Here is a 24,960-nt window from a genome sequence, read left to right as displayed (position 1 = left end):
TTGAGACTCACTCTCTTTTGAAATTGACAAGGAATCACTTACTTTGATGCTTGCCCCATGATTCGATTCAAATTCTCTAAAGAAACGGGACTTCTTTGTTTATCCCTTCTTCTCATAACTTCACATGCGGTTGCAAAAACAAACCAACGCATCATTTCTGTAAATGGAACTATAACTGAAATCATTTACTCCTTAAAATTGGAAAACCAATTGGTTGCGGTAGATTCAACCTCGTATTATCCAAAAGAGGCGACATCTCTTCCCAATGTCGGTTACCAAAGAACATTAACAACAGAAGGAATATTAAACTTTAAACCAACGCAAGTAATCGGATTAGAATCAGCAGGTCCAGTTGCAACCATTCAAAACCTGAAAGATGCCGGTATCCCTGTAACACTTTTTTCCGATGACTTTAAACTAGAAACTCCCACCTATCGAGTATTAGAGATCGGAAAACTATTTGGAAAAGAAAAAGAAGCAATAACCTTAGCAAAAAATATAAAAGAGCAAATTCAAAAAATAAATATAAAAAAAACAAATATCAAAGTACTCTTTATTTATTCTAGAAATCCAAGTTCTGTATTTATATCAGGAACAGGCACTGCTGCACATGCGATGATAGAACTCTCGGGTGCTAAAAATGCAGTAAATGAATTTTCAGAATACAAACCACTCACAAGCGAAGCTTTAGTTAAAGCAAATCCAGACATCATTTTAATGCCGGAAAAATCAGCGATTGGTTTTGGAGGAGAAAAGGCAATTTGGGAGATCAACGGAATGAATCTTACCAGGGCAGGAAAAGAAAAAAATCTAATTCTCCTAGACGATCTTCTTCTTTTAGGTTTTGGTCCAAGACTTCCAATCGCTCTAAAAACGTTAAATGATCAATGGAAACTGATAGAATGAAGAGAAAAGTTCTCTTTATACTTTCTTGTCTAATTTTTACCATCTTTTCCGCGATTGTCTCTTCATTACTTGGAGCAATGAATATAAGTTGGGAAGACTTAATGAGATCTGAAAGTGTAGAGTCTCGCGTATTCTTTGAATTAAGAATACCGAGAATTCTTCTTGGTCTGATGGTTGGTGGTTCTCTAGCTTGGTCTGGTGCATTAGCTCAAGGATTGTTCAGAAATCCCATCGTAGATCCAGGTCTAATTGGTATTACTGCTGGATGCTCTTTGTTTGCTTCAATCGCAATCGTACTTGGTGCATCAATTCCCTTTTTACATTCCATTTGGAGCACTGTCGTATTTTCATTTTTAGGTGGGATTTCGTCATCTTTCATTATTTTCTTTTTCGCAAAATCAAAAGGAAGGACTGATGTTTTTTCATTGTTACTATCTGGTATTGCTGTTAACGCAATATGTTTTTCAGCAATTGGAATTTTAAGTTATATAGCAAACGAAGCTCAGCTAAGAAATCTCTCATTATGGAATATGGGAAGTTTAGGTGGAGCTTCTTGGTCTAACCTAAAATCTTTTTCCGTATTTTTTATCTTACCAATATTTGTTAGTCCATTGATAGCAAAACAATTGAATGTATTTATATTAGGAGAAAGGGAAGCAAACCACCTCGGAGTTTCCACAGAATTTCTAAAAACAATCGTCATCCTCCTAATTGGAGTAAGTGTAGGTGCCTGCATTTCACTTGTAGGTAATATTGGATTTGTCGGACTTGCTGTTCCGCATATAGTTCGCTTGGCGATTGGCCAAGATTACAAATACCTTTTACTTACTTCCTATCTTCTAGGAGGAGGATTGTTGTGTTTGGCAGATGGAATTTGCAGAATTGTGATAGCACCATCGGAAATACCGGTAGGAATTGCCACTGCCTTACTCGGCTCTCCATTCTTTCTAAGTTTAATTCGAAAAAGGATGAACCACATATGACAATCGAAGCAATAGATTTAGAGTATTCAATTGGAACAAAGTCCATTCTTTCTAATATTGAAATTGAAATTCATCCAGGGAAACTTCATGTTCTAATCGGCAGAAACGGAGCCGGGAAATCTTCTCTCTTTCATATGTTATGCGGAGACCTAAACCCAAAAAAAGGCGATGTATATTTGGATGGAATTGAACTAAGAAAATATTCCAAAAGCCAACTTGCAAAGATAAGAGCAGTTCTCACACAAGAAACAACTATTACCTTTCCCATTAGCTCCGAAGAGGTAATAGAACTTGGTCGTCATCCACATGTATCAAATCCGAATAGAGATAAGGAGATTGTGCAGACATGTTTAAAAATAACGGGCTCTTCTGAACAAAAAGAACAGAATTATTCAACCTTATCCGGTGGTGAAAAACAAAAAATAAACTTCGGTCGAATTTTAGCTCAGGTTTGGGAGACACCTCCCCGTTACATTTTTCTCGATGAACCAGTATCTGCATTGGACATTCCAAACCAATACAAAATGTTAAATCTATGTCGTCACATGGCAAATCAAGGTTATGCGGTCTTTATGATTTTGCATGATTTAAATCTTGCCGCTCTTTATGCGGATACAATTACCCTACTCCACAAAGGAAAAATCATTAAAACTGGAAACCCAACCGAAGTTTTAACCTTAGAAAATTTAGAAACCGCGTTTGGAATCAAAGCACGAATCCTAAATGCACCAGAAGGAAATTTTATCATTCCAGAAATCATAGGAGAACCAATATGAATGAAAACTTAAAACAACAATGGGAAAATCTTACAAAAGAAATGCCCAAACTACGAATCCGTGACGCCGCCAAACACTTAAAAGTAAGCGAAGCGGAACTTCTTTCCACAAAAATTGGCCCAACAGTCAAACTACTGAAACCAGATTGGTCAGGTTTTTTATTGAACACCACAAATCTTGGTTATGTAATGGCTCTCACAAGAAACGAATCCTGTGTCCATGAAAGAAAGGGAATATATAAAAACCTATCTGTCAATGGACAAACGGCACTCGCTGTTGGAGAAGACATTGATCTTCGCATCTTTTTGCAAGACTGGAAGTATGGCTTTTATGTTGAAGAACCGAAAGAAAATGGAACTATGCGCAGTTTCCAATTTTTCGATTCCAAAGGAGAAGCAGTCCATAAAATTTACCAGACTGAAAAATCAGCAATTGATGGCTGGGAAATTATCAAAAACCAATTTGTAGATGAAACCCAAACATTCACAACTCCTTCCACAGAAAAGAAACCAAAAACAGAAACCAACAACCCAACCGAAATTTCGAATTTTTTAGATTCATGGAGTAAACTTGAAGACACTCACGACTTCTTTTCCTTACTTCGAAAATTCAATTATTCGCGTGAATTTTCTTTGGTAGCGGCAGAAGGCAAATTTTCATTTAAAATTACGAAAGATAATTTACTCCACTTAATGGAACAAGTGAGTAAACTTGAAATGGAAATTATGATTTTTGTTGGAAATCCAGGAATGATCCAAATCCATACTGGAAAAATTCAAAAGTTAGAGCCAATGGGTCCTTGGTTTAATGTTCTAGATCCAGAGTTCAATTTGCATTTACGCACAGATCAAATTGAAACGGTTTGGATCGTTGACAAACCAACAAAAGATGGATTAGTAACCTCTGTGGAAGTTTTCGACAATGAAGGAAACTTGATTCTACAAATGTTTGGAAAAAGAAAACCTGGTATTCCTCAATCTGATGCTTGGTATCAACTAACACGAGAATATGTAACTAAAAGCGAGGAATTAAACCCTTCTTTTGTATAAATTACTCGGGAAATCGAGTTTCAACTGAAAACCTTGATTACCTTCCATACTCAAGGTTCCCCCCATTTGCTTTTCTGCGATAATTTTAGCTAAACTCAAACCTAACTTCTTTTGTTGCTTCGAATTAAATTCATTAGGTAAGCCAACACCGTTGTCACTATATTCAAAATGGCAAACATTTTCCTCAATAGAAAATTGAACAAACACACTACCAATGTCTGAATTTGGAAATGCATATTTAAAACTATTCGATAGTAATTCTGTAAAGATTAGCCCAAGAGGAACTGCTGTATCTAATAACAAGGTACCGTCCCCTACTTGCAAAGCAACTTCGATTTTTTTACCTTCCGGAGGATAACTCTGTTGAATCATGTCTGCTAACGAACGTAAATATTCTGAAACTTTAATTTCACTTAAATCTTTATTTGCATACAAATGGTCATGCACTAGAGACATTGTTTGAATTTTAATTGATGTATCTTCGACAATGGATTGGATATTTTTGTTTTCTGGGAATTCCGATGCTTGAATCATCAAAATTGAACGAACCAATTGTAGCGAATTTTTTGTCCTATGAAAAATTTCACCAATTAAATTCTCTTTTTCACGTAATGATTTTTTTATCATCTCTGCGTATGTTTTATTTTCCTCGATTTCCCTGGAAAGAAGTTGGTTGGAATGTATCAATTTTTCATATGGATCATTAATTGCAGAGATAAAAACTGCCTTATATATTAAATAAAAAGCACCGATTTTATATATATGTCCTAATACATTATATACATCAAATACACTAGTGTATACAGCAAAAACCAGTTCGCTAAAAATGCAAACAATGAAAGCCGACAAGTAGTATTGCAGTTGTTTCTTTGATGTATAAAACTCTGCTTTCCTATAAAGAATCATAGATATAAAAAGCAAGGTAATGATAACATATTCAGCATTTTTTTTAAATGGGGTTAATCCTTTTCCTTGTTCGTATGTTTTTGGTATCCAATGATTTAAATATATAACCAACAAAAACACGATGCCCACCAATACCATTGCCAAAAATAGCAAAAGATTAGCTTTGGCCCACCCATAACATTCGTTTGGTTTAATATAAATAGCAATGAACAAAACTAAGGCAGTAGTGACACGTGAAAAAACCCAAAACTGGGAAGATTTATTACCTGAGCTGGGAGTTATAAAATCAGGCATACCAGTGTAAGAAAGTGTATGCATGAAATCGATAATTCCCACGGCGAGGAAACCGATTCCTAAAAATAAAGTATGCGCATTTTTACTTTGAGTATAAGAATAATATCCTAATCCGAAAATAGAAAAAGATACAATCACGCTAAAGATTTCGGTAACATTATGGAAAACTAAAAAATAACCAATCCCGTATTCACGATAAAAATATTCGGGGAATGTACCAACTAGTACAAGTGGGATTAAACTTAAAAGAAATACTCCCAAGTAAAAACGATTTAATTGTAAAATTAAAAATAGTGACCGGTAGCTTAGCATTGACTAGCAGGTAATTGGACTAACTTTGTTCATTCTAGCAAGGATTTATTTACAACGAATACAGAAAGTCAAGAGGCACTGATTTCAGAAATTAATGTATGTCGAGAGAGATTAATGTAATATCATCCTTTGAAATTTGTCGCATTTTCGAGAGACGGTTCAAAAGATTTTTATGAAATTCATCTTCTGTAAGGTCTACAATTGGCAATATCTCAGGATATAAAATAGAAGCAAAATCCAAATCAGGTTTTAAATTCTCATAAAGGCCATCGGTAAAAATCAACAACCTATCCCCTTTTTGTAAAGGAACCATTTTTTGTTCGTATTCGAAATTGGGTCTGACTCCAAGTAGAAGTCCTGGGCATTCGAATGATTCTATTTCTCTATTACGTATGATTACAAAGGGCGGGCTACCCGCTGCACTGAAGTGCAACTTCAGCTCATTAAAATTAATATAAAAATACGCAGCAGTTACAAAACGTGCATGAAGGCTTGTGCAAAGAAAACGGTTCATTGCTGCGATCAATTCTTTAGGAGAATGTTTATACTCTTTGGCATTTCTAAATGCAATTTTAACTGTGGAGGAATCAAGAGCAGCACTCACTCCGTGACCAGTCACATCCGCAATGACTAATCCAAAACCTTCGGAGAAATCAAAAAAATCATAAAAGTCTCCACCTATTTCATATAAAGGTTGGTAAGACACTTTCATAGTTAGATTTTGATTCTGAGGCAACTTGTCCGGCAAAATTCGCATTTGAATTTTTCTTGCTGTTTCTAAATCTTTTTTAATCGCTGTTAACTCATTTTTTGACATCAAATTTTCTTCCAATAGAAAACGAAGACGCCGACCCAAAGCTAAAGAAAACAGTATAACTTCAAATGCAGTTCCAATTTGCACTCCATATCGACCAAAAGTAGAAAAAGGAATTAAACCCGCCTTTGTTAAAGAATCGGCGATCACCCCAATAAATAAAGTAAACCAAGCGAGCAAAAAAAACGAAGACGATTTTATCCCTTTTGTATAGGAATACGCACCCGCAGACATTAGCAGTAAAAACATGTAAGGAAACGTATATATAAAAGACACTTCCATCCAATTGTATGGCAATATAAAAGACAATAGAGCCATAATTCCAAAACCAACGACACTAAAAAGAATCAACTGATCTAAGCGTCGATTTACTTTCCTTAAATTTAAAAAAGAAAGAGAATATAAACCAACAAACATTAACGACGAATTAACAGAAACATACAAATATGGTTTGACCGACATTTCAAGCTCAGGTCCTAGCAGCTGCTTAAAGAATCCACCGAGCAAAGAATAATTAATTCCCAACGAAGTTAAATACAAACAATAATAAATATATGCCTTTTCGCGGACACTAACATAAATTAGCAGATTATATAACAAAAGAGCAAAAATGATCCCAAAATAAACTCCATTTGCTATATAATCTCTCTCTATCCGATCAAAAAAAGAATTTATTTTCCAAATTCGAAATGGTGCATTTAATATACCTGAGTTTTCTATATAAGCATAGACCGTTCTGGTTTCGAAAGGATCAAGTGTAAGTTTATAAACTGGATTTCTATGCGGTATTTCTCTTGCAGAAAAAGAAGATGAACCATCAAAAGTTTTCTTTACGATATTTTCTTTTGTTCGCCAGCTCAGTAAAACCTTATCAACCCAAGGAGACTCTAATTCCAAAATATAGTCTTTTGGTTCATTCTCTGGATTCATTATTTCAAATTTTACCCAAACTGAAGGTTTCCAATAGCCAAAATGATATTTCATTTCATTTGCTTTTGACCAAACAACTTTATCTGAATAAATTTCTTCTAAGGTTTTGTTTTCAAAACTAAATTGAATGAGCGGGCGCTCAGGTAACTGATTACCACAGGAGATTAGTACCAAAATGAAAAGAAATAATTTAATTCTAGGCATTTGGATCATTGGCAATTGACGAACTTATTGCCAATGTACTTTTAGATCGCATCCATTGAAATTCAAATTCAGGTTCCAATAGAAAACGTATTGCCAAAAACAAAAAACAATGAATCCTCATGGCAAACCAAGGAGTTAGTTTTATGGCTGCAAAATTCGAAATTTATAAAGACAAAGCAGGAGAATTCCGCTTCCGCCTCAAAGCATCTAATGGAGAAATCATTGCATCAAGCGAAGGGTATTCTTCTAAACAAGCATGTGAAAACGGAATTGCTTCCGTTAAAAACAATGCGAGCTCAGCGGAAATCGACGATCAAACATAAGAACAACAATAGTCTGTTACTGTTTGAATTTTTAGTTTAAACTTGGATCCTGCAGGGACTTCAAATACTGACTGACCGTCAATTTGAAGCCATGTTTCGGATCCTGGTAAAAGTACAGATAATTTTCCTGATTGGATTTCCATTATTTCTTTTTGGTTGGTACCAAACTCATAATCTCCGGGCATCATAATTCCCAAAGTTTTCTTTTCCCCATTCGGAAACAAAACGGTCCTGCTGGTGACATTCCCGTTGAAGTAAATGTTGGCTTGCTTTAGTACTGTTACGGATTCAAATGAACTCATAAAGACCAAAAAATAGATAGGTTCGAGACTTCCAAGTGAATTCTAAAACTTCAATCTCGTCGATTTGGCATTAAAAAGTGTTTGCGAAATTAGGAAATACCAGAACGGTGAAGCCAGTGCCCATAAAGACCTCACAGAAATCAGAGAACAAAAAGCAGCAGGCCCGGGAAAAATCTATCGAAAGGATTCTTGCCTCTGCGATTGCTTTATTTGCAAAACACGGGTTCTCACAAACAACAATGGAGATGATTGCCAACCATGCAAAAATTTCCAAGGGCCTAGCTTATAATTATTTTAAGAGTAAAAACCAGATTTTTGAACAAATCATTGATTCTCACCTCGCCAAACAAGAGAAATTTTATAACAATATCCCTCCCAACCTTTCTGCAAAAGAGTATGTAAGAGAATTTTTTAATCGATCCATCCAATTTGCAAAGGAAGAGAGAAAAACGATGATTTTGATATCCGTTTGTCTTTTCCAACCTGGTTCGGTTTCTCTATCGAAAAAGATGGTTGAAAATGTGGAGAAACGATTTGCTCCTTTTAAAGAGGCGATGAAAGAAAGATTCAGATCCTACGGAATCAAAGACCCTGACAAAGAAATGATACTTATCAAAACCTTTCTTCATGGTGTAATTATGAGCCAACATTTCAATGACACAACTATCTGTACACCTACGATCATTGAAATGGTATTAGAAAGGTACGATTACAAAGACTAGAATTTTTACTCCCCTAACCCACCGGGAATTTTCAGAATAAGAAGATTTGTTGTAGCGGTTGCCAAAAGTTTATCCTTTTCTGTTCGCATTTCACCTACCATATGTATTGTGGAAAATCCTTTTGCCTCCACAGTTGCCTTTACGATTACTTTTTGCCCTACTGCCACACCGCGAATGTATTGTATATTCATATCAATTGTAGTTGTGGGTCGTTTTGCCACCAGATAACTTAGAGGCCCAAAGGCATTATCAAATGCAGCGGCAATTACCCCACCTTGCATCATCCCCATTGGGTTTGTTTGGTCTTCTGAAACAGGAAAGGCAACAGTTATACTTTTTCCTTTTGTATAAGACAAAATTTCAGCCTTCATAGCTACAAAAATAGGAGGTGGAACAGTAATTTTCCTTCCCCCATTATTAAAATTGATTGTCATATCATCTAAAATCTTTTGCGTTTCTTCTTTGGTATGAGTATGCATAAAACAACCTTCCTATGTTACCAATAGTAACATTTATTGATTTTTTTTCAAGAAAAATGTTGCCATTGGTAACTTATTTGACAAATTTATTTTGTGAAACGTACCTCCTACCATCACGGTGATCTGAAAAATACCATTATCAAAACTTGCCATAAATTATTACAAAAGAAAGGTGCTGCCGATTTTTCTCTACGAGAAGTAGCAAACTTATCTGGAGTTTCTCATGCTGCTGTGTATAGGCATTTCCAAGATAAGGAAGAAGTTTTAGAAATTTTATCTTCTATAGGATTTGATAAACTTGGATCTCTACAAAAAAAAGTGTCTCAAAATCCCAAAAACCCAGATGAATATTTTGTGAAATTAGGTTTAGTTTACATTCAATTTGCAATTAAAAACCCAAATTATTACAGATTGATGTTTCAGACGAAACGATCCAATGAGACTTCAATTTTGAAACGATCCAAATTGAAGTCTTATGCAATTTTGGTTCGTGGATGTAGATTTTATTTAAAAACTAAACGTAGAAAAGAAAACCATCGAAGTTTTTCCCTTATGGCCTGGTCCCTTGTTCACGGTTACAGTAATCTATCCATTGAAACTGATTTTCCAGAAACAGAAAGTAAAACACTGAAAAAAACAAAACTAGAAATGGCTGAAGATATCCTAAGGTTTGCTATTTAAAAATAAACCATTAGTTTTGAAGATTCATTACTTCAAATTTTTCTAAAAATTCGGACTTCTCTCTAACAAATTTCATTGGGTTTTCTTTTCCATATTCACAATAAAAAACCATTTGTTGGCCATCATTGGCGTTGGTACAATTTTTAGCCTCATCCAGTTTAAGGTATAAATTTCCTGTTTTTGTATGTTTATAAATCAACATTGGTTTTCCTAAATCAAATAATTGATTAAACGCATTTACCTGCTTCTTTCCATTGAAAGTTTTTGTTTTGCGTTTCCATCCAGTTTTTCCAAATCAAACTTAAAGTCCCTTGTAAAAAGTCTGGTGAAGTTAGTCTAGAAATTTGAGTATAAGTAGAAATTGATAACGACTTTTCGCTCCAACTTTTAAATTCTTCCCATGACGGTTTATTTTGTACATTTGTATGTACCTTTATTGTACTAGTATAAGAAGGCTGAATTTTTTCCAAACCTGCATTGGATTTTTTCGGGAACCTGCTCGGGAATGAAATTCGGTCTGTCTCTGTTTTTACTATTGGATTTTTTTCCAAGGGTTTAGTGAATGTTTGTAATTCTTTCACAGTTGGTTGCGAAAATATTGGTCTTAAAAATCGTTTTCTACCATCAAATCCTGTTTGTTCCAAAAGACCCAGTTTCTTTAGTGAGGTAATGAGTCTTGAAACTGTGTCCATTTTAAGGCCCAGTAATTCTCCAAAATAACGGTTAGAGGCGAAACATCCTCCTTTTTCGTGGAGAGATACAATTTCTGCATATAACTTAGTTTGGCTATGAGAAAGGTTCAATTTCTCTATCCAAACGGGAATCCAAATTCCTGTTCGACTTGTTTTCATATAGGTTCCTTCCGCCAAACTAACACTTCTCCGGCTACGAGCGTTTGGTAGGTTTTTGCCAATACACCTTTATGGTATAACTTCCCTACTCTACTAAGGAAAATTTGTTTTTTGTTTTATACAAACCTTCGGTCAAATTAGAGTTAAGAAAGATTGGAAGTTCTTTCGAACGTCCTTTCGGAACTTTTTTAGAAATTCCGGTTTGAACAACAACGGCATTGTGGTAGAGCCGTGTTCGGTTGTGTGACCCGAACGTTCCCTAGATGTACAGATTCTGAAATTTTGTCAAGAGAAAAATGAGACATAATTCCTTGGCTGTCTCATTGGGAGGTTTATTTCGTGAGTCATAAATATTGGGGAATGATGGGAGAGAGAAATAGGCCCCAGGTCGCTACCACACTTCCTAGGGCTTTTATTGTTCAACCCGGTTAAGGATTAAGAACAATCTATAATGCATTCGAATAGAGTACAAGTTTTTTTCTATTAGAATGTGGAAAAAATAGTAACTACTCTTTGTCCTGGGAAAATTCGAAAGGTTATTTTTTAAACTTTCGAATTGCCTCTTCCACGATTGATTTTTCGTTTTGGAGTTGGGAAATTTTTTCTTTTATTTTGAGCAGTTTGTTTTTTAGGTCTTTTAGCTCTAGATTGTTATTTTTTGGTTTCGATTGTTTTAGTTTACTTGGTTTTAAGGGACGAACAAATTCTCTAAGATCATTGCGAGATGGGAAGTCACCTTTTTTTTCTAAACCTTTAAGAAGGTAGTCAATTGCCTTTTTTCTATTGGATACGTCAAGAGGTGCAATTTCTGTAAATAAACTTGTTGGGATTTGAAAGATAGGATGACTTTTGTCGGAATTAGAATTGATGTTTGTTTCTTTTAATATTTCCGCATGTGCAATTTTTGTTTTTACCCACTGGCCTGATTTGTTGATACGTTTAGCTAGCTGGTCGTTGGTTTCTTTGTGTCTGTTTTTAAGTTCCTGGAGAGAAAGAGCCAAATCAGATTCTGACAGATCTTCTCTTTGTAGATTTTCCACTAATTTGATTTCTGGCAATTTGGAAATGTCGATTTGTTCCACATTTTTGACGATGGCTAAAATGGTTTTTTTCTTTAGAAGTTTGTGGGCACGAAACCTTCTCTCTCCGTTGATAAGTTCATATTTACCTGCTTTTTTTCTTACAACAACAGGTTGTAATAGTCCATATTGGGAAATGGATTCAGCAAGTTCTTTGATTGTAGATTCGTTAAAAGTTTTTCGGGGGTTACTTTCTATTAAGATTTCATCAACAGGGATTTCTGTTGCATTCTGTTGAGTGGTTCCTTCTTCTTTAAGGAATGGGTTTAAGGATGAGGTTCTTGCCGATGCCCTTGAAAGGATATCGGCTGGGTTATAATTTGCTTTGTTTTTCATGGGTTTGATAAAGTACGCCGGCGTACCTTACTTTAATTTCTCCGCTAAAGTTTCGAAAGCTTTCCAGGGTGCACTTCCTTCTTGTAGAGGTTTGCCAGTTTCCGTACGGTCCCGGATGCTGTCATTTTTTGGTATAGGTTCTAAAATTTTTAACGATTTGATTGTGTTTAATTTTTGAAGAAGATCCATTTGTTTTTGCGATGTTCCCCATTGAGATGGAAGGATCATTACTGATTTTTTTTTGGATTGTTCGTCGAACCTTTCTGCTTCATCTACTTTTTTTAATACTTGGGCGACGGTTCTGACAGCCCATTTGGAAGGCGTGACTGGAATTAGAATAGTGGAAGCGGGGAGATAGGATGCAATATTTTCAGAAGAACCTGACCCAGGTGTGTCTATTACTACGTAATCGTAGTCTGCTTTTAGAAGGATGTTTTTAAGGCGAGGTATCATAGAAAAATCTTTTGATGCTAGGTAACTTAAATCAGATAGTTCAATGATCGATGGTAATACGTCGATGTTGTTTGATGATTTTACTGACTCTGCTAGTGTTGTTTCTGCGTTTAATACGGAGAGGGTATTTCCGGAATCGAAAAACTCGACAGGTTCTTCAGGAAAGAAAAAGTCCGAAAGGTCGGCTTGAGGGTCCATATCTATTGCTAGTGTTGTACCTCTTTTTGATAGTGCTAGCGCTAAATGGATGGCAGTTGTGGATTTAGATGTTCCACCTTTGATATTGGCAACAGTTATGATCTTCATTGCATAGTGAGTTTGTGATAGCTCATTCTTGGTGCAATAAAAATTAAAAATTTGATATATTTTTTAAGAAAGTACGCCGGCGTACCTTGATACATCTTAAATCAAGATTAAAGTTTGATGGATTTTGTTGTGAGTTTTTTAGTATAGAATTCGTGCGCAAAGGATCGAAGCGGAAATCCTTTCCCAAGGGGAAAGATTGGAGCGGAGAGCCTGGTCGTTTTTAATAGTATGAGGGTGTAGGAGCGATTCGATGCGCCCCAATCTTTGTTTTGGTTTTTCTTGAAGATTATAGAAAAAATTCTTGTACTATTTTTGTGGATTGGTATTTTGTTAATAACCCCTTTAACCGGGTGATGTAAACTCTCTGAATTGTGTGGAAGCAGTTCAGAGAGACTTCTCTCCTTTTTAATTATCCTAGTAGCCCCTACCCTCCCCCAAAAAACACTTACTTCCAGGATTATTGTCTGATCGTTTTGTTTTCAGATTATGTCTCATTAAAACTTGACAGAAATTTGAATTTGGTACTAATAGATTCAAGGTAGGGGAGGTGTCCTCATACCTGAAAGCGGTCTTCCACAATTTTTACCGCTTAAATACATCACCTGGAATTCAAATGAATTCCAAATCGGACGTTTGAAAGAACCTCCAAGAGATAAATAACAACACCGAAGGTGTATCTTTTAGTGTTGTGATTCTAAGAGAAGGATTCCTTTTCTTAGCGCCGAAGGCCTGTGTTGGAAACAAGGGGTTGTTATGAGTGAATTCAAAAGAACGGGCGTATGGGTTGCCCAATGGATGGAAGATTTGGGCCTTACTCCAAACCAAACAAAGTTATTTGCCGAAATATATTCATTAGATGCCAAAGGCGGATGTTTTGCATCAAATGAATATTTGGGAAAAGTTTTAAAATTAAAGAGAGATACGATTTCACGTTTGGTCTCCGCTTTGAAGAAAAAAGGACTATTAAAACAAACTGGGTTTGATGGAAGGAGACGTTTTTTGAAACCAGTAATTACCGGTTTGAATTCGGAGTTGGATTTTGGTACGGCGAGTAAGTCTTCTTCTGGTCAAGAGATAACAACCCGAATGGGAATGGAATCCGAGGCAGATCCTTCTTTGAATGCCATGTCTAATCTTAAATACAAAGTAAATAAAAACATACATAAAAATTTTTTAAAAAATGCTAAAGATAAGGATTGGAAAGAGTTTTTAACCTGGAGCGAAAAACAACTTTCCTTTTCTACTAGTTTGGCTCTTTCGAGACTTGCCGGTCCAGAAGTGTTGACTGGATGGCAACTTTCCTATTGGAAGCGTTTTAAGGGAAACCCAAGGTGAAAGTTTAATATTCATACTAGTGGAAAAGGAATCGAAAAAACAGAAACTTTGACTTTATTTAACTTGGGTTAGATCTTGTCGAAATTGATTTCTGCCGCCTGGGTATTCGATGGTGTATAGGCATTGGCAAGTTTCCCATGCATGGCTTACAAAAATATAACCGATATCTTCGGACTGGCAAGAATCTTGTTTGGGTTTGATTTTGTGTGAGGAGATAAGGCGAGCAAGGTCTTTAGTTTCGATTTCGTTTAGTTGGATGGATTCTTGTTCCAAGAGTATGGAAGTAAGTCTTGGAGAAGTGGAAAGTAGGTTTGTTGCATTGACGCAAGTGCTCCTTCTCATAGCTAAACTTCCGGATTCAATGGCCTGGGGACTCGCCTTTGCAGAGACGGCAGCATAAAAAACTTCGACTCCATTCTTATTTCTCCATTCTGATCTCCAGGGCGTATAACTTTGGCAGGCGGTGAAAAAAAGAAGAAAATAGGGTATTAAATTTTTCATACTTGAATTTTAAGTTAGTTTTTTGCTTTGTCAATCTATGTTGGAATTGATAGGGAGCTCCTAGGATATTTTATTGAAAATTATAGTAATTCGATCATTGTTGGGATAGTTCATGAGCCTCTTTAAACCCTTACCTATTTTTTCTGGTCCCTTGGTTCAGTCTTTTATGGCTTCATTTAAATCTAAGTCAGATAAAAGATATGCTCACTCTATTGCGGGTGAATGGAGGTCAGTGAAATCAAAAGATGGAACTACGCTTCTTGCTCGCATTCATGAGGTGTCCGAGCCGAAAGGTCTGGTGATATTGGTTCACGGTTGGGAGGGAAGTATTCACTCCAGTTATATTGTCAGAACGACTAAGCATTTTTTGAAGAAAGGATTTTCTGTATACCGGTTTAATTTACGAGATCACGGTGATACTCATCATTTAAATGAAGGTATCTTTAATGGGAGTCTGCTTCCTGAAACTTATGAAGCCGTGAGAGAACTAGTGAAAATTTTTGGGAAACAAGGCCCAGTTTATTTGGCAGGATTTTCGTTAGGTGGGAATTTTGTTTTGCGAATGGCAGCGCGCCACTCCCTTTCAAAAATCGGAGATCAAATTCCTGGATTGAAACATTGTTTTGCGTTTAGTCCAGCGTTGGATCCCAAAAGTGCGACGATAAAAATGGATGAACACCCTTTTTTGAGAAAGTATTTTTTGAATTCATGGAAATCGTCGCTCGTAAAGAAGGCTAATTTATTTCCGCATTTATATTCTTTTCATGATTTAGATGATTATCAATCAGTAATGCATTTAACAGAAAAAATGGTGAAAGAGTTCTCGCAGTTTTTATCTGTAGATGAGTATTTTAATTCGTATACATTGAATGATTTGTTTTTTAAGTCAGTAAGGATTCCGACGACAATTCTTACTTCAATGGATGACCCCGTCATTCCCTGGAAAGAATTTGCCGACATTCCACCTTCTTCGTATCTTGAAGTAGTGATCGAATCAAAAGGTGGGCATTGTGGATTTATTGAAGATTTGAATCGTTCTTCTTATTATTGGAAATTGATGGAAAAAAAGATGGGTTGATTTCTTCCCAAATGGTTTTCCAGTAATTCCCCCAGTCTGTTTTTTTTGAAGTCCAAAATTTCCCAAAAAAAGAATCCAATAATTCTCTATTGGATAAAATTTTTAGCAGAGATTTTTTTTCTAAATAATCTGGTCCTTGGTTCAGTAGAGTTAAAAAATCGTTTTCTATTGATTTGGGAAGTTTGGAAGAATAGAGTTTGTTCCCTTGGAGTTGTTTATGTCTATTGTGAAAGATCGGATGAACTAAGGCAAAAAATAATTCGCGACCTTCGAGGTAACAGTTTTTATGCGTTTTTAGCTCTTCTTCCAAACGACCGATTAAATGGGTATCGGGTTTCCAAAAAGATATACTTAGGATTTTGTTTAAAGTTTTAAATTCTTTTCCCGTAAGGATTACCAAAGGGATGGCAGAAATCCAGCCAATCCATATTGGCATTGTTAATATAAATAACATTGTGGAATGCGTATAACTGATATAAGCACAAGCAAAGCCGAGAATGGTCACTCCGAAAAAGGAGGAAACTATATAAGATATATTGTATTCTGAATTGGCGTCACGGTTTTGTGGACCCCAACTAATTCTTTTGTTTAATAAAATAGAAAAAACGAAGATACTATGATAGATCATATAAATTGGTGCTATCAAAATTGAAAATGTGGTTTCAAGAAGAAAGGCTGGAAATTTTCTAAGGATTTCTAAGGCAGGGAGACTTATGAAACTGAGTATCCTTGGCAAAAAAAGTAATAATAAAGAAAGATATAATAACTTTATGTAGAGCGGATCATATATTTGTGATTTGAAGAATTCATATTCTTCAGGTAACATGGAATAATTTAAATATTTGCTGTCTTCCAAATAGTTCCATAAACTTAAAATGATATAAAACATCCAAATCGGTGAGTTCAGATAGGATAAAATTCCATTAAGAATATGGATTCGGTTTATAGTTGGGATTTTTTTGCCGAAAAGGAACCAGAAATGTTGTAAGTTCCCTTGGCACCAACGTTGGTCGCGTTTGAGTGTATCAATTATATTAGGTGGATTTTCCTCATAACTACCTTCCAATTCATAAGCACACAAAACTTCAAAACCAGCCTTTCTCATTAACGCAGCTTCGACGGTATCGTGGCTCAAAATTTTTCCACCAAGACCACCATATTCTGGTAAGTGGGGAAGAGCACAATGCTCCATAAACGGTTTGACTCTTAAGATAGCGTTGTGTCCCCAGTATCCAGAAGAATTAATTTGCCAGAAGTTAGCACCTTTTAAGAAAAAAGGGCTAAATAAGTAGGAAGAGAATTCGGTTAATTTTTGGAATAAGGTAGTAGTTCGGAATATTTTTGTTCCGGTTTGTATGATTCCTGCCTTTGGGTTTTTTTCCATATTTGCGATGAGTTGTATGATAAGTTCTCCGGATACAAGGCTGTCTGCATCTAGAATGACCATGTATTTGTATTTTTTCCCCCATCTTCTGCAAAAATCTGCAATGTTGCCACTTTTCCCGTTGAGATTACTTTTACGTCTGCGGTAGTGGAAGTTAAAAAAGTTGTTTGTAGATTCGCATAACTCTAAATAGGCTGCTTCTTCTTTGATCCACTTTTCGGGTGTTCTTGTATCACTAAGAATGAAAAAGTCTAGTTTTGGTAGTTTATGAATTTTTTCTACTGACTCATAGATTACTTTGATTCTGGAAAATATTGAAATTTCATTTTCTTCATATACAGGCATAACAACGGCAACGTCGATAGACTCTAATAAGGCGAAATCTAATTCGCTTTTTGGGATCTGTTTTGCTTTTAAGAGAGTGTCAGCATTCTTTTTTAGGGAAATTAAAAACCCAAATAGAGAAGTGCTTGCTCCATACGACAACATAGGTAAGAGGAACATGAAAGTTATGAATTGGTAATATTCTGCGATTTCGATACCCCGGAAGGAAATAATTTCTATGAATAAACTAAATCCTATTAAAACGGGAGTGATGAAAATTAGGAAAAATAAACTGCGATGGATATGTATCATAACAACCTAAAGATAATTAAATAATATAGAAGGCTCCAAAGAAAGATAGAAGCAATAACGAATAATGGTTTTAAAGAACTAATGATGGATTGTTTATATAATTTTGTATCACGTTTCCAGTCCGCAGATTGCGGAATCATTGAGCCGAATTGCCAAGATCGGCTTGCAATTGGTAAAAGATTTTTTGGTTCTATCTCTTTTGTTGTTAGGTAACTTTGCCATAGTTCCCAGTCTATTTGAAATTCTTTTTTCAGATCAGTGGATTTAAAAAAGTCACTTATTATTTCTGCAATTTTATATTCACTTTGAATTCCAATTAAAATCAAGTAGGTTCGAATCCTCTCGCTAAACTCGTTCATATATTCCATGTTATTTGGATAATCCGTCTCTATAGATCCAAGTTTCGGTGATTCTTTGGTTTTGACTTTCAAGGAAAATTAACCAATTGGACTCATTTACAAAAGAAGGATACCAGATTTGCAAACGCCACTGATCCAACTCAGATATTTTTTCAATTTTATAACGAATTTGTTCAGGAGGAATTTTATCGTTTTGGATGTTGGCGTTGATTATAGTTTTTTTGTCCAAAGATTTTAAATAGTCACCTGTAAAATACAAGGTAAATACTTTCTCCTTTGGGAAGAGGGGATCAACTCCTCTGTAAAATGCGGATGCTTTTCCTAGTGTATGTTTTAGGGGTGATCTTTCAGTGTAATGAAGTGTGTATTGAAATTCGTAACCTTCATTTAGGTTCGGTGGGATGGAAGGTTCCCAAAAAGTGGTGATATTATCATCTGAATCCAAATTGGTTGTGAACTCCAGTAAATATAAATTTCCTTTACCCCAATCTCCTTTGGGTTCAACCCAAACACTTGGACGCAAATGGTATTTTAGTTTTTCATCTTGGTAACTTTTGAACTTACGGTCTCTTTGGATTAGTCCATAACCTTTTGGTGAATCGAGAGAAATTCTTGTTAGTTGGGTTTTTTTGGGGTTGATTAAAGGTCTCCATTCCCAATCACCGATTTTGTTTTGGATGAGAAGACCATCAGAGTCGTGTACTTCAGGATGTATGTTTCCCAAGATAGGGTTATCAGATTCTCCGTATAAATACATGGAAGTGATAGGGGCAAAACCAAGTCGTTTGATTTTTTTACGTAGGTAAATTTTTGTCTTAACATCAATGGTTGTTACTTCGCCTGGTTTAATCAAAAATTCATAAGAACCAACTACTGATTCACTATTCATGATTGCGTATATCGTAATGGCAGAGTCTGTTTTTTGTGGGCGTTTGATATAAAAACTTTCGAAGATCGGGAATTCTTCTTTTTCTTGGGGTCCTGTGTTGATGGCAAGCCCTCTGCCTGATAACCCGTAGACTTGGCCTTTTGATATGGCTCGGAAATAGGATGAGCCTTGAAAGACTAAAAATTCTTCCAAGATTTCTTTTTGATTGATAGGATAATGAACGCGAAAGCCCGTATAGTGAAGATTTTTTGTAAGTTCTGTGAAAGAATCAGTGAGTGGTAAGTCACCAAAATTAAAACGTGATGCATCATAAGGTATTTCTATAGGTTTCTCATTAATCACTTCATAAATTTGAATTCCGTTGCTGTAAATATGGCCTGGATGAAAGAAATGAAGTTGGTAGGGTAAAGCAAGATTTTTCCAAATAGCAACATCAGGTTTGTATTCGATTTGTCTATAATCATCGTAGCTAATTCCATCTAGACCAGGAATTTTAAATTCAGGAGTGGGAGTATATTTTGATTTCAATTTTAGTTTAGCAATTGAATCCACAGTGTTGAAGTCGAATAACTCATTGGGAGTGGAAATTGCCATTAAGGTAGCCAATTGATTTAACGTCAGATCGTTTTTCCTAATGATGATGACGACACACAATACCAAGGCAATGAGTGCAAGATATATGTTCAGTTTCTTCATAGTTGTAATGATTATTATTGAATCTACAGGGTCACGTAAATAATCTATTGTGGCGTTTTTGTCTCACTAAACATGGATTAAGCAAGTAAGTATTTTTTTTCTATTGCATAATTCAAACGTTTCTATATTGTTCCCTCATCTTATGAAACGTGTTTCGATAATTTTTTTCCCCATGTTAGCCGTCGCCTTATTTCTGCAATGTTCTGGTTCTCAAAAAACAGATAAGATCCTTGGTGAATCTGTAATTAATTCTAATAAACCACAATCATTCAAAAAAATTGCTCCACTTACTGCAAACTCACTTGGCTCCAGGAAAAATCTCTTTGAAAATGGTTGGGCTGTCATTCCTTCGGGAACAAAGAGTATAGATTTGGTATATGAAAATGGGGGAATGAGTGCTCGTGTCGCTAAGGCAATGGTACTCGTGCATATGAAAAAACGCAGTGCTGATTTTCCTGGCAAACTAGGCAAAACGATGGAGGCAGTTTTATCTTGGACTGGTGATGGATATAAAGATTCTTCCAGTAGAACTGGAGATATATATGATGCCGGTTGGCAATTGAGTCAAACGGAATGGAAAACTTCCAAAGAAAGTTTTAAGGAAGCAGGCTCTAGATTTTTATTAGGTTATATTTACTTAGTACCAAGAGTGGAATCAGATACAGAAAAAATGTTTTCCACTTTGAAAAACATTGGTAGTGAACGCGGAAAAACTACTGATAAGTTGAATGATTTATTCGTATCTACTTTAAATCAAAATTCGAAGAATATAATCTCAGCTTGGAGCGATTCCTTTTCAAAAGCATCCGATGAATTTACCAAAAACTATGAAGAGTCGGGTGAAAGTGGCAATTCACTTTTAGCTCTTGTCGATATATTTCAAGGGTATTCTATTGCTATTAAAGAAGTATTGGTCTCTCCTATTGCAAAAACAGGAAAAAATACTGGCGAGATTCTGGTAGTTAACGGGGTATATGTTCCGTTATCCCAAACGATGAACTTTTCTTCTAATGCATTGATATCGACCGGAGTTGTTTTTTATTATTCGACTAAGTCTGGTTATCGGGTAATTTCTCCTACCTTAGAGGCTGGTCTTTTTAGTTCCATCGGGTTACTTTCTGCCTCTGCTACGATCCCAACATATACGGGAGGAACTACACTTGCCGCATTTAATCAAGTAACATCTGTTGCAGCCATTACTACCGGGGGGACAATTGGTGCAGTTGGAGGAGCGACCATCGATACAGGCGCTTATGCAACAGGCATGGTCTATGATTTGTCAAAAGGAACGGCAGAGTCAGGATTTTATGCAATGAGTTCAGGAATGATTTTAGGTTACACTGCACTTACAGTGTTACCATCTCAATTGATTTTAACAGCTGTGGATGGTCCCATACTAATCACCTATGATGGACCTCGTGTTGTTATAGCAGTTGTGAAAGGCAATTACGCAGGGTTTGACGATGCACCTACAGGTTCAGTTATCAATTTAGAAGAAGCAAAAAAAGCGGGGAAAGTTAAAATCTTAACCGATGATCCAAAAATCATCAAGAAAGTTTTAGATGCAGAAATCGCAGAACAATCAAAACGTGCAAATGCAAAGGCTTCTGAAAAAAAATGAAATCAAACATCTACTTAGTTACAATAATTTCTGTTTTTCCAACTCTATTCTTTTTTAACTGTTCCGGCTCTGATAAAAAAACAGAAGATCCTTTAAAGAATACTAAAAAGTTAGCTATTGAAGGCCACACTTCTCTTTACTACCAAGGAGCTCTCCCAGTAAAAGGAACAAGTATCAAGTTCATTCCTCCATTTCATGAATCAACTGTATTCGTTATGGGACAAAGATTTGGTTTTGCGGGTGAAGAATTTTCTAGATCTGTCTTGAAGGCAAAAGAATCCGTTGTCATCGTTAAAGATGGAACAAAAATGAGTTGGGCTACCGCAGGTAAGGTAAATGCGAAAGGTAATGAAGTAGTTCAATATTTGAGTGAAAATGCCACCAAACCAGGGTTATTTGTAATGTATACATCAGTTGCGGAATCTTATGGGCTTGTCGGATCTTCTTGGGACCGAGGGTTAGATACTCATAAAGCGGTTGTGGCAAACTCAGAGGCCATCCGCAAAGAATGGGATGAATGGGCAGATATGCAACTGAACCAAAAAGAAAAGCCGGATTATTCACCATCTACTAAAAAAAGATTCAATCAGTATAAACAAGAATTTCAAAAAGTTTTTGAATCAACGGTATATGGATATGTGGATTTAGATGATGTTTTGAAGTCATCTTATGATGAAACGTATGACGATTTAAAATCTGGAAGTTGGAAACGTCGGTTTTCTGAGATTGAAGATTTTCGATCCTCCGTTTCTCAAAAGATATTTGGCAATTGGAAAGAAACTATATTTTCGATTGGAAAAGATACTTCTAACGAACTGAGTCGAGCTAAAGCAGATATTGAATCCATTGCAGATGGTGAAGGCGTTCCTTTGGCACTCCTAAAAGCATTCTCGCGAACCACCAAAGCTTTGTTTTATGATGGTATTATCAAACCTATTGGGAAATTTACATTACTTTCTGTTGGTTATATTACTTGGAATGGAATTATTTACCCTGCGGCAGTGGTGACAAATTCTGCAGGAACAGGTCTCTATTGTTTGGTGGAAACTTTTACATTGGCAGGAAAAGGGGTAGTTTATATTACCGCACCGAGTGTTGAGCTGGCCTTAGGAGCTATTTTAAATAGTACAGAACTAGTATTAAATGAATCAGTTCAGTCTGTGGAAAAAGGTGCAAAGGTCACCTCTGCTGTTGCTAGAAAAACGTCTGCCTATTCGGTTAAATCTGCGGCTGTTGTTACAGAATCTTCTGGTAAATATATTTTGGCACCAATGAGCCTAGTTGGAGTTACTTCAGGACAAACCGTTCTTGGCGGAGGTCTTGCTGTTTCTGGAACTGTCGTCGGAGCTTCATTTGCAGGAACTTCAGCAACGGCACAAACAGTCACATATGCTTCTACAAAGGTGGCTGCTGGAACTGTCGGAGTGGTTGGAACTGCCGCCTCCTTTGGTACAGGAACAACCTACGGTGTTTATCAATTAACAAAAGCAGTTGGAGTACCTTCTGGTGTCGTCATTGGATCAGGGATTGTACTCAGTTATGAATTTGTATCCCATATGTCGGCACATTCGGTCCTTGCCGTAGCCGATTGTACATATTTAGTGTTATCCCTTGAAGGAGGTAAATGGGTGGTATATGGAGTCAAAGATACTTCCAAAAAAGCATCTAGATTATTGTCTGGAGCCGTCGTTGATATGGACCAGATCCGAAAAGAAGGGGGAACTGTAGTAAAAGTTCCTTTAGAAGAGGGAGAAGTTGAAAAAATACTAGGTAAAAAAAAGAAAAAATGAAACCGTTGGAGAATGGAGAAAGTAAGAAAAAAAATTCTCATCATTGAGGATTCCGAATTACAAAGAAAACTTCTCAACCGGTGGATTTCAAATCATGGATACACTCCTTTGGATGCAGTTTCTCTTTCTGAAGCCAGGGAGATTATTAGTAATGACCAAGTTGATGTTGTACTCCTTGATTGGGAACTACCAGATGGTTCTGGGATTGAGTTGATATCGGAAATATTCTCTTCTTCTCCTATCGGTTGGCTACCGATCATAATGGTCACTGGTCATACAGAGCCAGAGAACTTAAAACTTGCTATTGAAGCCGGCGCTACTGATTACATAACAAAACCCGCAAAAGAGATTGAACTTTTGGCTAGGATTTTCAGTGCTTTGAGGATGAAATCATTACACGATCAATTACGTGAAACTGCAATTCGAGATGTGATGACAGGTTTATATAACCGTCGTTACATGGAAGAAAGAATAGATCAAGAGTTTCAAAGATGTAAAAGGCATAAACATAATTTATCACTTGCTATGATAGATATTGATTTCTTTAAAAAAGTAAACGATACCTACGGTCATGAAACAGGCGATTTAGTCTTAAAAAGGATCTCCTTTGAATTAAAAACCTCACTAAGGAAATCAGATATTATTTCTCGATTTGGTGGTGAAGAGTTTGTCATTGTATTTCCGGAAACTGGAGTTTCTGACGCCGCTATGGTTCTAGATAAAATTAGAGAATCGGTTTCTGGTATGGATTTAAAATCAGATGCAGGACAGATTTTCAAAGTTTCCTTTAGTGGCGGAGTTGCCGGTGGTGACATTACAGAAATAGAAAATCCAGTTGAATTACTTAGAATTGCAGACAAACTCTTATATGAAGCAAAGTCCTCGGGTCGAAATCGTATCATAAGTTAAATTAGTAAATTGGATCTTAATCATTCATTCTATCAGCTAACACCTGACTCTATTTTAAATGCACTTGAGTCATTGGGTTACGAACTTACCGGTAGGTTTTATCCATTAAATAGCGTTGAAAATCGTGTTTATGATATAGAAACTTCAAATTCTGGGCGTATCGTTGTAAAGTTTTACCGTCCTGGAAAATGGACTAGAGATGAAATTCTAGAAGAGCATAAGTTTTTACAAGAACTCATTTCGGAAGAAATTCCTGTGCTGACGCCAATTACAATAGAAGGGAATACTTTATTTGAGTGGTCAGGAATTTTCTTTGCAATTTGGCCACTTAGGAATGGTAGGATTGTAGAAGAAATCGCTGGCCCAGATTTAGAAAGAGTCGGTGCACTGCTTGGAAGGATTCACGCAGTTGGAAAAAGGTCCAACTCCACCCATCGTCCTATTTTGGATATTCCTTCTTATGGATTGGAATCGTTAAACTTTATTCTAGATAAACATCTAATACCAAACAGTGCTTTGGCGGAAAGATATAAGACAACTGCTTTAAGGTCTTTTGAAATATTTGAAACTTTAGTAAAGGAATACCAAATTCCATTCCAACGCATTCATGGAGATTGTCACAAAGGGAATTTGTTAGTTTCGCAAGAAGGTTACAGTATCTTAGATTTTGATGATTTTTTAACAGGTCCCATCGTACAAGATTTTTGGATGTTACTTCCGCTAGGTGAATCTGACCGAAGAAATGATTTGTTTCAATTTTTACAAGGTTATACTATGTTTGCTGAGTTTGATGAAAATTGGTTAAAATTGGTAGAACCTCTACGTATCATTAGATACATTCATTATGCCGCATGGATTGCGAAACGATGGGAAGATCCTTCTTTCCCATCGTTATTTCCACATTTTGGATCAGAAGAATTTTGGTTGAAAGAAACGGTTGATTTAGAATCTGCAAAAAAAGATCTAGAAGAACAATCTTATGACGATAATCCTAACCCGATAGAAACCGAATCTGAAATGACAAATAAAGATTTTTTTTGGGATTGGGAAAACTAA

At 36.1% G+C, this 24,960-nt stretch carries 25 protein-coding genes; 13 read left to right on the top strand and 12 right to left on the bottom strand.

The window, feature by feature from the left end; translation table 11 throughout:
• The first annotated feature begins 57 nt into the window (after positions 1 to 57).
• From EHQ31_RS18565 to EHQ31_RS18550, 4 genes are read left to right on the top strand one after another with little or no spacing between them, the layout of a single operon-like run.
• Positions 58 to 906, top strand: coding sequence for a heme/hemin ABC transporter substrate-binding protein (locus EHQ31_RS18565; protein WP_135568615.1), 849 nt, complete (start codon positions 58 to 60; stop codon positions 904 to 906).
• The gene (locus tag EHQ31_RS18560) at positions 903 to 1,889 is read left to right on the top strand and encodes a FecCD family ABC transporter permease (protein WP_135568614.1); all 987 of its coding nucleotides are present in this window, start codon (positions 903 to 905) and stop codon (positions 1,887 to 1,889) included. Before EHQ31_RS18565 ends, EHQ31_RS18560 begins: the two co-directional genes overlap by 4 nt.
• Positions 1,886 to 2,665, top strand: a complete 780-nt coding sequence (locus EHQ31_RS18555) for a heme ABC transporter ATP-binding protein (RefSeq protein ID WP_135568613.1) — start codon at positions 1,886 to 1,888, stop codon at positions 2,663 to 2,665. The genes EHQ31_RS18560 and EHQ31_RS18555 overlap by 4 nt, the downstream gene beginning before the upstream one ends.
• Positions 2,662 to 3,714, top strand: a complete 1,053-nt coding sequence (locus EHQ31_RS18550) for a hemin-degrading factor (RefSeq protein ID WP_135568612.1) — start codon at positions 2,662 to 2,664, stop codon at positions 3,712 to 3,714. The genes EHQ31_RS18555 and EHQ31_RS18550 overlap by 4 nt, the downstream gene beginning before the upstream one ends.
• On the opposite strand, the gene EHQ31_RS18545 is transcribed toward EHQ31_RS18550, so the two are convergent.
• Both EHQ31_RS18545 and EHQ31_RS18540 read right to left on the bottom strand, forming a co-directional pair.
• Positions 3,694 to 5,226: an MASE3 domain-containing protein gene (locus EHQ31_RS18545; RefSeq protein ID WP_135568611.1), complete on the bottom strand. Its 1,533-nt coding sequence runs from the start codon at positions 5,224 to 5,226 to the stop codon at positions 3,694 to 3,696. The genes EHQ31_RS18550 and EHQ31_RS18545 overlap by 21 nt on opposite strands.
• Positions 5,227 to 5,317: 91 nt before the next feature.
• Entirely contained in the window at positions 5,318 to 7,183 is a 1,866-nt protein-coding gene (locus tag EHQ31_RS18540; protein ID WP_135568610.1) for a 7TM diverse intracellular signaling domain-containing protein, read from the bottom strand.
• A gap of 134 nt (positions 7,184 to 7,317) precedes the next feature.
• Between EHQ31_RS18540 and EHQ31_RS18535 the strand changes: the two genes are divergently transcribed.
• Positions 7,318 to 7,497 carry a YegP family protein gene (locus tag EHQ31_RS18535; protein ID WP_135568609.1) on the top strand — a complete coding sequence of 60 codons (180 nt, stop codon included), beginning with the start codon at positions 7,318 to 7,320 and terminating at the stop codon, positions 7,495 to 7,497.
• On the opposite strand, the gene ppnP is transcribed toward EHQ31_RS18535, so the two are convergent.
• Complete coding sequence (gene ppnP / locus EHQ31_RS18530; protein ID WP_135568608.1) at positions 7,488 to 7,799, bottom strand: pyrimidine/purine nucleoside phosphorylase; 312 nt, start codon at positions 7,797 to 7,799, stop codon at positions 7,488 to 7,490. The genes EHQ31_RS18535 and ppnP overlap by 10 nt on opposite strands.
• A gap of 116 nt (positions 7,800 to 7,915) precedes the next feature.
• Between ppnP and EHQ31_RS18525 the strand changes: the two genes are divergently transcribed.
• A complete protein-coding gene (locus EHQ31_RS18525) occupies positions 7,916 to 8,521 on the top strand; it encodes a TetR/AcrR family transcriptional regulator (RefSeq protein ID WP_135568607.1) in 606 nt (201 codons plus the stop codon).
• 5 nt (positions 8,522 to 8,526) lie between these two features.
• On the opposite strand, the gene EHQ31_RS18520 is transcribed toward EHQ31_RS18525, so the two are convergent.
• Positions 8,527 to 9,000 (bottom strand): PaaI family thioesterase, encoded by a 474-nt coding sequence (locus tag EHQ31_RS18520; protein WP_135568606.1) that lies wholly within the window; start codon positions 8,998 to 9,000, stop codon positions 8,527 to 8,529.
• Between the two features lie 93 nt (positions 9,001 to 9,093).
• Between EHQ31_RS18520 and EHQ31_RS18515 the strand changes: the two genes are divergently transcribed.
• Entirely contained in the window at positions 9,094 to 9,681 is a 588-nt protein-coding gene (locus EHQ31_RS18515) for a TetR/AcrR family transcriptional regulator (RefSeq protein WP_135568605.1), read from the top strand.
• A gap of 10 nt (positions 9,682 to 9,691) precedes the next feature.
• Here EHQ31_RS18515 and EHQ31_RS18510 read toward each other — a convergent pair whose 3' ends face one another.
• The 4 genes from EHQ31_RS18510 to EHQ31_RS18495 all read right to left on the bottom strand — a co-directional run bounded on the left by EHQ31_RS18510 (position 9,692) and on the right by EHQ31_RS18495 (position 12,706).
• Entirely contained in the window at positions 9,692 to 9,883 is a 192-nt protein-coding gene (locus EHQ31_RS18510) for a hypothetical protein (protein ID WP_135568604.1), read from the bottom strand.
• Positions 9,884 to 9,908: 25 nt separating this feature from the next.
• On the bottom strand, positions 9,909 to 10,532 hold the full coding sequence (locus tag EHQ31_RS18505) for a helix-turn-helix domain-containing protein (RefSeq protein ID WP_135568603.1): 624 nt from the start codon (positions 10,530 to 10,532) through the stop codon (positions 9,909 to 9,911).
• A 536-nt stretch (positions 10,533 to 11,068) separates the two neighbouring features.
• Positions 11,069 to 11,947 (bottom strand): ParB/RepB/Spo0J family partition protein, encoded by an 879-nt coding sequence (locus EHQ31_RS18500; RefSeq protein ID WP_135568602.1) that lies wholly within the window; start codon positions 11,945 to 11,947, stop codon positions 11,069 to 11,071.
• A 27-nt stretch (positions 11,948 to 11,974) separates the two neighbouring features.
• Positions 11,975 to 12,706: a ParA family protein gene (locus EHQ31_RS18495; RefSeq protein ID WP_135568601.1), complete on the bottom strand. Its 732-nt coding sequence runs from the start codon at positions 12,704 to 12,706 to the stop codon at positions 11,975 to 11,977.
• Between the two features lie 753 nt (positions 12,707 to 13,459).
• On the opposite strand from EHQ31_RS18495, the gene EHQ31_RS18490 reads away from it, so the two are divergent.
• On the top strand, positions 13,460 to 14,041 hold the full coding sequence (locus EHQ31_RS18490) for a helix-turn-helix domain-containing protein (protein WP_135568600.1): 582 nt from the start codon (positions 13,460 to 13,462) through the stop codon (positions 14,039 to 14,041).
• A gap of 54 nt (positions 14,042 to 14,095) precedes the next feature.
• On the opposite strand, the gene EHQ31_RS18485 is transcribed toward EHQ31_RS18490, so the two are convergent.
• The gene (locus EHQ31_RS18485) at positions 14,096 to 14,542 is read right to left on the bottom strand and encodes a hypothetical protein (RefSeq protein ID WP_135568599.1); all 447 of its coding nucleotides are present in this window, start codon (positions 14,540 to 14,542) and stop codon (positions 14,096 to 14,098) included.
• A 112-nt stretch (positions 14,543 to 14,654) separates the two neighbouring features.
• Here EHQ31_RS18485 and EHQ31_RS18480 point away from each other — a divergent pair, with 112 nt between their 5' ends.
• Positions 14,655 to 15,620 carry a YheT family hydrolase gene (locus EHQ31_RS18480; protein ID WP_135568598.1) on the top strand — a complete coding sequence of 322 codons (966 nt, stop codon included), beginning with the start codon at positions 14,655 to 14,657 and terminating at the stop codon, positions 15,618 to 15,620.
• Here EHQ31_RS18480 and mdoH read toward each other — a convergent pair.
• From mdoH to EHQ31_RS18465, 3 genes are read right to left on the bottom strand one after another with little or no spacing between them, the layout of a single operon-like run.
• Positions 15,559 to 17,640, bottom strand: coding sequence for a glucans biosynthesis glucosyltransferase MdoH (gene mdoH, locus EHQ31_RS18475; protein WP_135568597.1), 2,082 nt, complete (start codon positions 17,638 to 17,640; stop codon positions 15,559 to 15,561). The two genes, EHQ31_RS18480 and mdoH, sit on opposite strands and share 62 nt — an antisense overlap.
• Positions 17,637 to 17,999, bottom strand: coding sequence for a hypothetical protein (locus tag EHQ31_RS18470; RefSeq protein ID WP_244247483.1), 363 nt, complete (start codon positions 17,997 to 17,999; stop codon positions 17,637 to 17,639). Before EHQ31_RS18470 ends, mdoH begins: the two co-directional genes overlap by 4 nt.
• A 10-nt stretch (positions 18,000 to 18,009) precedes the next feature.
• Complete coding sequence (locus EHQ31_RS18465) at positions 18,010 to 19,584, bottom strand: OpgD/OpgG family glucan biosynthesis protein (RefSeq protein WP_135568595.1); 1,575 nt, start codon at positions 19,582 to 19,584, stop codon at positions 18,010 to 18,012.
• Between the two features lie 142 nt (positions 19,585 to 19,726).
• Between EHQ31_RS18465 and EHQ31_RS18460 the strand changes: the two genes are divergently transcribed.
• From EHQ31_RS18460 to EHQ31_RS18445, 4 genes are read left to right on the top strand one after another with little or no spacing between them, the layout of a single operon-like run.
• Positions 19,727 to 21,205, top strand: a complete 1,479-nt coding sequence (locus EHQ31_RS18460) for a hypothetical protein (protein ID WP_135568594.1) — start codon at positions 19,727 to 19,729, stop codon at positions 21,203 to 21,205.
• Positions 21,202 to 22,995, top strand: coding sequence for a hypothetical protein (locus tag EHQ31_RS18455; protein WP_135568593.1), 1,794 nt, complete (start codon positions 21,202 to 21,204; stop codon positions 22,993 to 22,995). The genes EHQ31_RS18460 and EHQ31_RS18455 overlap by 4 nt, the downstream gene beginning before the upstream one ends.
• A gap of 12 nt (positions 22,996 to 23,007) precedes the next feature.
• Positions 23,008 to 23,904 (top strand): diguanylate cyclase DgcR, encoded by an 897-nt coding sequence (gene dgcR / locus EHQ31_RS18450; protein WP_135568592.1) that lies wholly within the window; start codon positions 23,008 to 23,010, stop codon positions 23,902 to 23,904.
• Positions 23,905 to 23,913: 9 nt separating this feature from the next.
• Positions 23,914 to 24,960: a serine/threonine protein kinase gene (locus tag EHQ31_RS18445; protein ID WP_135568591.1), complete on the top strand. Its 1,047-nt coding sequence runs from the start codon at positions 23,914 to 23,916 to the stop codon at positions 24,958 to 24,960.

This window comes from Leptospira montravelensis, assembly GCF_004770045.1.
GTDB lineage: Bacteria > Spirochaetota > Leptospiria > Leptospirales > Leptospiraceae > Leptospira_A > Leptospira_A montravelensis.
Note: the sequence above shows the minus strand (reverse complement) of the source record. Positions and strands in the feature narration are given on the sequence as shown.

What these genes read in the sequence shown, in the direction of transcription:
- EHQ31_RS18510 (WP_135568604.1), bottom strand. Translation starts at nt 9,883, where the DNA reads ATGTTGATTTATAAACATACAAAAACAGGAAATTTATACCTTAAACTG.
- EHQ31_RS18455 (WP_135568593.1), top strand. Translation starts at nt 21,202, where the DNA reads ATGAAATCAAACATCTACTTAGTTACAATAATTTCTGTTTTTCCAACT.
- EHQ31_RS18495 (WP_135568601.1), bottom strand. Translation starts at nt 12,706, where the DNA reads ATGAAGATCATAACTGTTGCCAATATCAAAGGTGGAACATCTAAATCC.
- EHQ31_RS18465 (WP_135568595.1), bottom strand. Translation starts at nt 19,584, where the DNA reads ATGAAGAAACTGAACATATATCTTGCACTCATTGCCTTGGTATTGTGT.
- EHQ31_RS18540 (WP_135568610.1), bottom strand. Translation starts at nt 7,183, where the DNA reads ATGATCCAAATGCCTAGAATTAAATTATTTCTTTTCATTTTGGTACTA.
- EHQ31_RS18485 (WP_135568599.1), bottom strand. Translation starts at nt 14,542, where the DNA reads ATGAAAAATTTAATACCCTATTTTCTTCTTTTTTTCACCGCCTGCCAA.
- EHQ31_RS18505 (WP_135568603.1), bottom strand. Translation starts at nt 10,532, where the DNA reads ATGAAAACAAGTCGAACAGGAATTTGGATTCCCGTTTGGATAGAGAAA.
- mdoH (WP_135568597.1), bottom strand. Translation starts at nt 17,640, where the DNA reads ATGATACATATCCATCGCAGTTTATTTTTCCTAATTTTCATCACTCCC.
- ppnP (WP_135568608.1), bottom strand. Translation starts at nt 7,799, where the DNA reads ATGAGTTCATTTGAATCCGTAACAGTACTAAAGCAAGCCAACATTTAC.
- EHQ31_RS18470 (WP_244247483.1), bottom strand. Translation starts at nt 17,999, where the DNA reads ATGAACGAGTTTAGCGAGAGGATTCGAACCTACTTGATTTTAATTGGA.
- EHQ31_RS18460 (WP_135568594.1), top strand. Translation starts at nt 19,727, where the DNA reads ATGAAACGTGTTTCGATAATTTTTTTCCCCATGTTAGCCGTCGCCTTA.
- EHQ31_RS18565 (WP_135568615.1), top strand. Translation starts at nt 58, where the DNA reads ATGATTCGATTCAAATTCTCTAAAGAAACGGGACTTCTTTGTTTATCC.
- EHQ31_RS18550 (WP_135568612.1), top strand. Translation starts at nt 2,662, where the DNA reads ATGAATGAAAACTTAAAACAACAATGGGAAAATCTTACAAAAGAAATG.
- EHQ31_RS18555 (WP_135568613.1), top strand. Translation starts at nt 1,886, where the DNA reads ATGACAATCGAAGCAATAGATTTAGAGTATTCAATTGGAACAAAGTCC.
- EHQ31_RS18545 (WP_135568611.1), bottom strand. Translation starts at nt 5,226, where the DNA reads ATGCTAAGCTACCGGTCACTATTTTTAATTTTACAATTAAATCGTTTT.
- EHQ31_RS18500 (WP_135568602.1), bottom strand. Translation starts at nt 11,947, where the DNA reads ATGAAAAACAAAGCAAATTATAACCCAGCCGATATCCTTTCAAGGGCA.
- dgcR (WP_135568592.1), top strand. Translation starts at nt 23,008, where the DNA reads ATGGAGAAAGTAAGAAAAAAAATTCTCATCATTGAGGATTCCGAATTA.
- EHQ31_RS18490 (WP_135568600.1), top strand. Translation starts at nt 13,460, where the DNA reads ATGAGTGAATTCAAAAGAACGGGCGTATGGGTTGCCCAATGGATGGAA.
- EHQ31_RS18535 (WP_135568609.1), top strand. Translation starts at nt 7,318, where the DNA reads ATGGCTGCAAAATTCGAAATTTATAAAGACAAAGCAGGAGAATTCCGC.
- EHQ31_RS18560 (WP_135568614.1), top strand. Translation starts at nt 903, where the DNA reads ATGAAGAGAAAAGTTCTCTTTATACTTTCTTGTCTAATTTTTACCATC.
- EHQ31_RS18520 (WP_135568606.1), bottom strand. Translation starts at nt 9,000, where the DNA reads ATGCATACTCATACCAAAGAAGAAACGCAAAAGATTTTAGATGATATG.
- EHQ31_RS18480 (WP_135568598.1), top strand. Translation starts at nt 14,655, where the DNA reads ATGAGCCTCTTTAAACCCTTACCTATTTTTTCTGGTCCCTTGGTTCAG.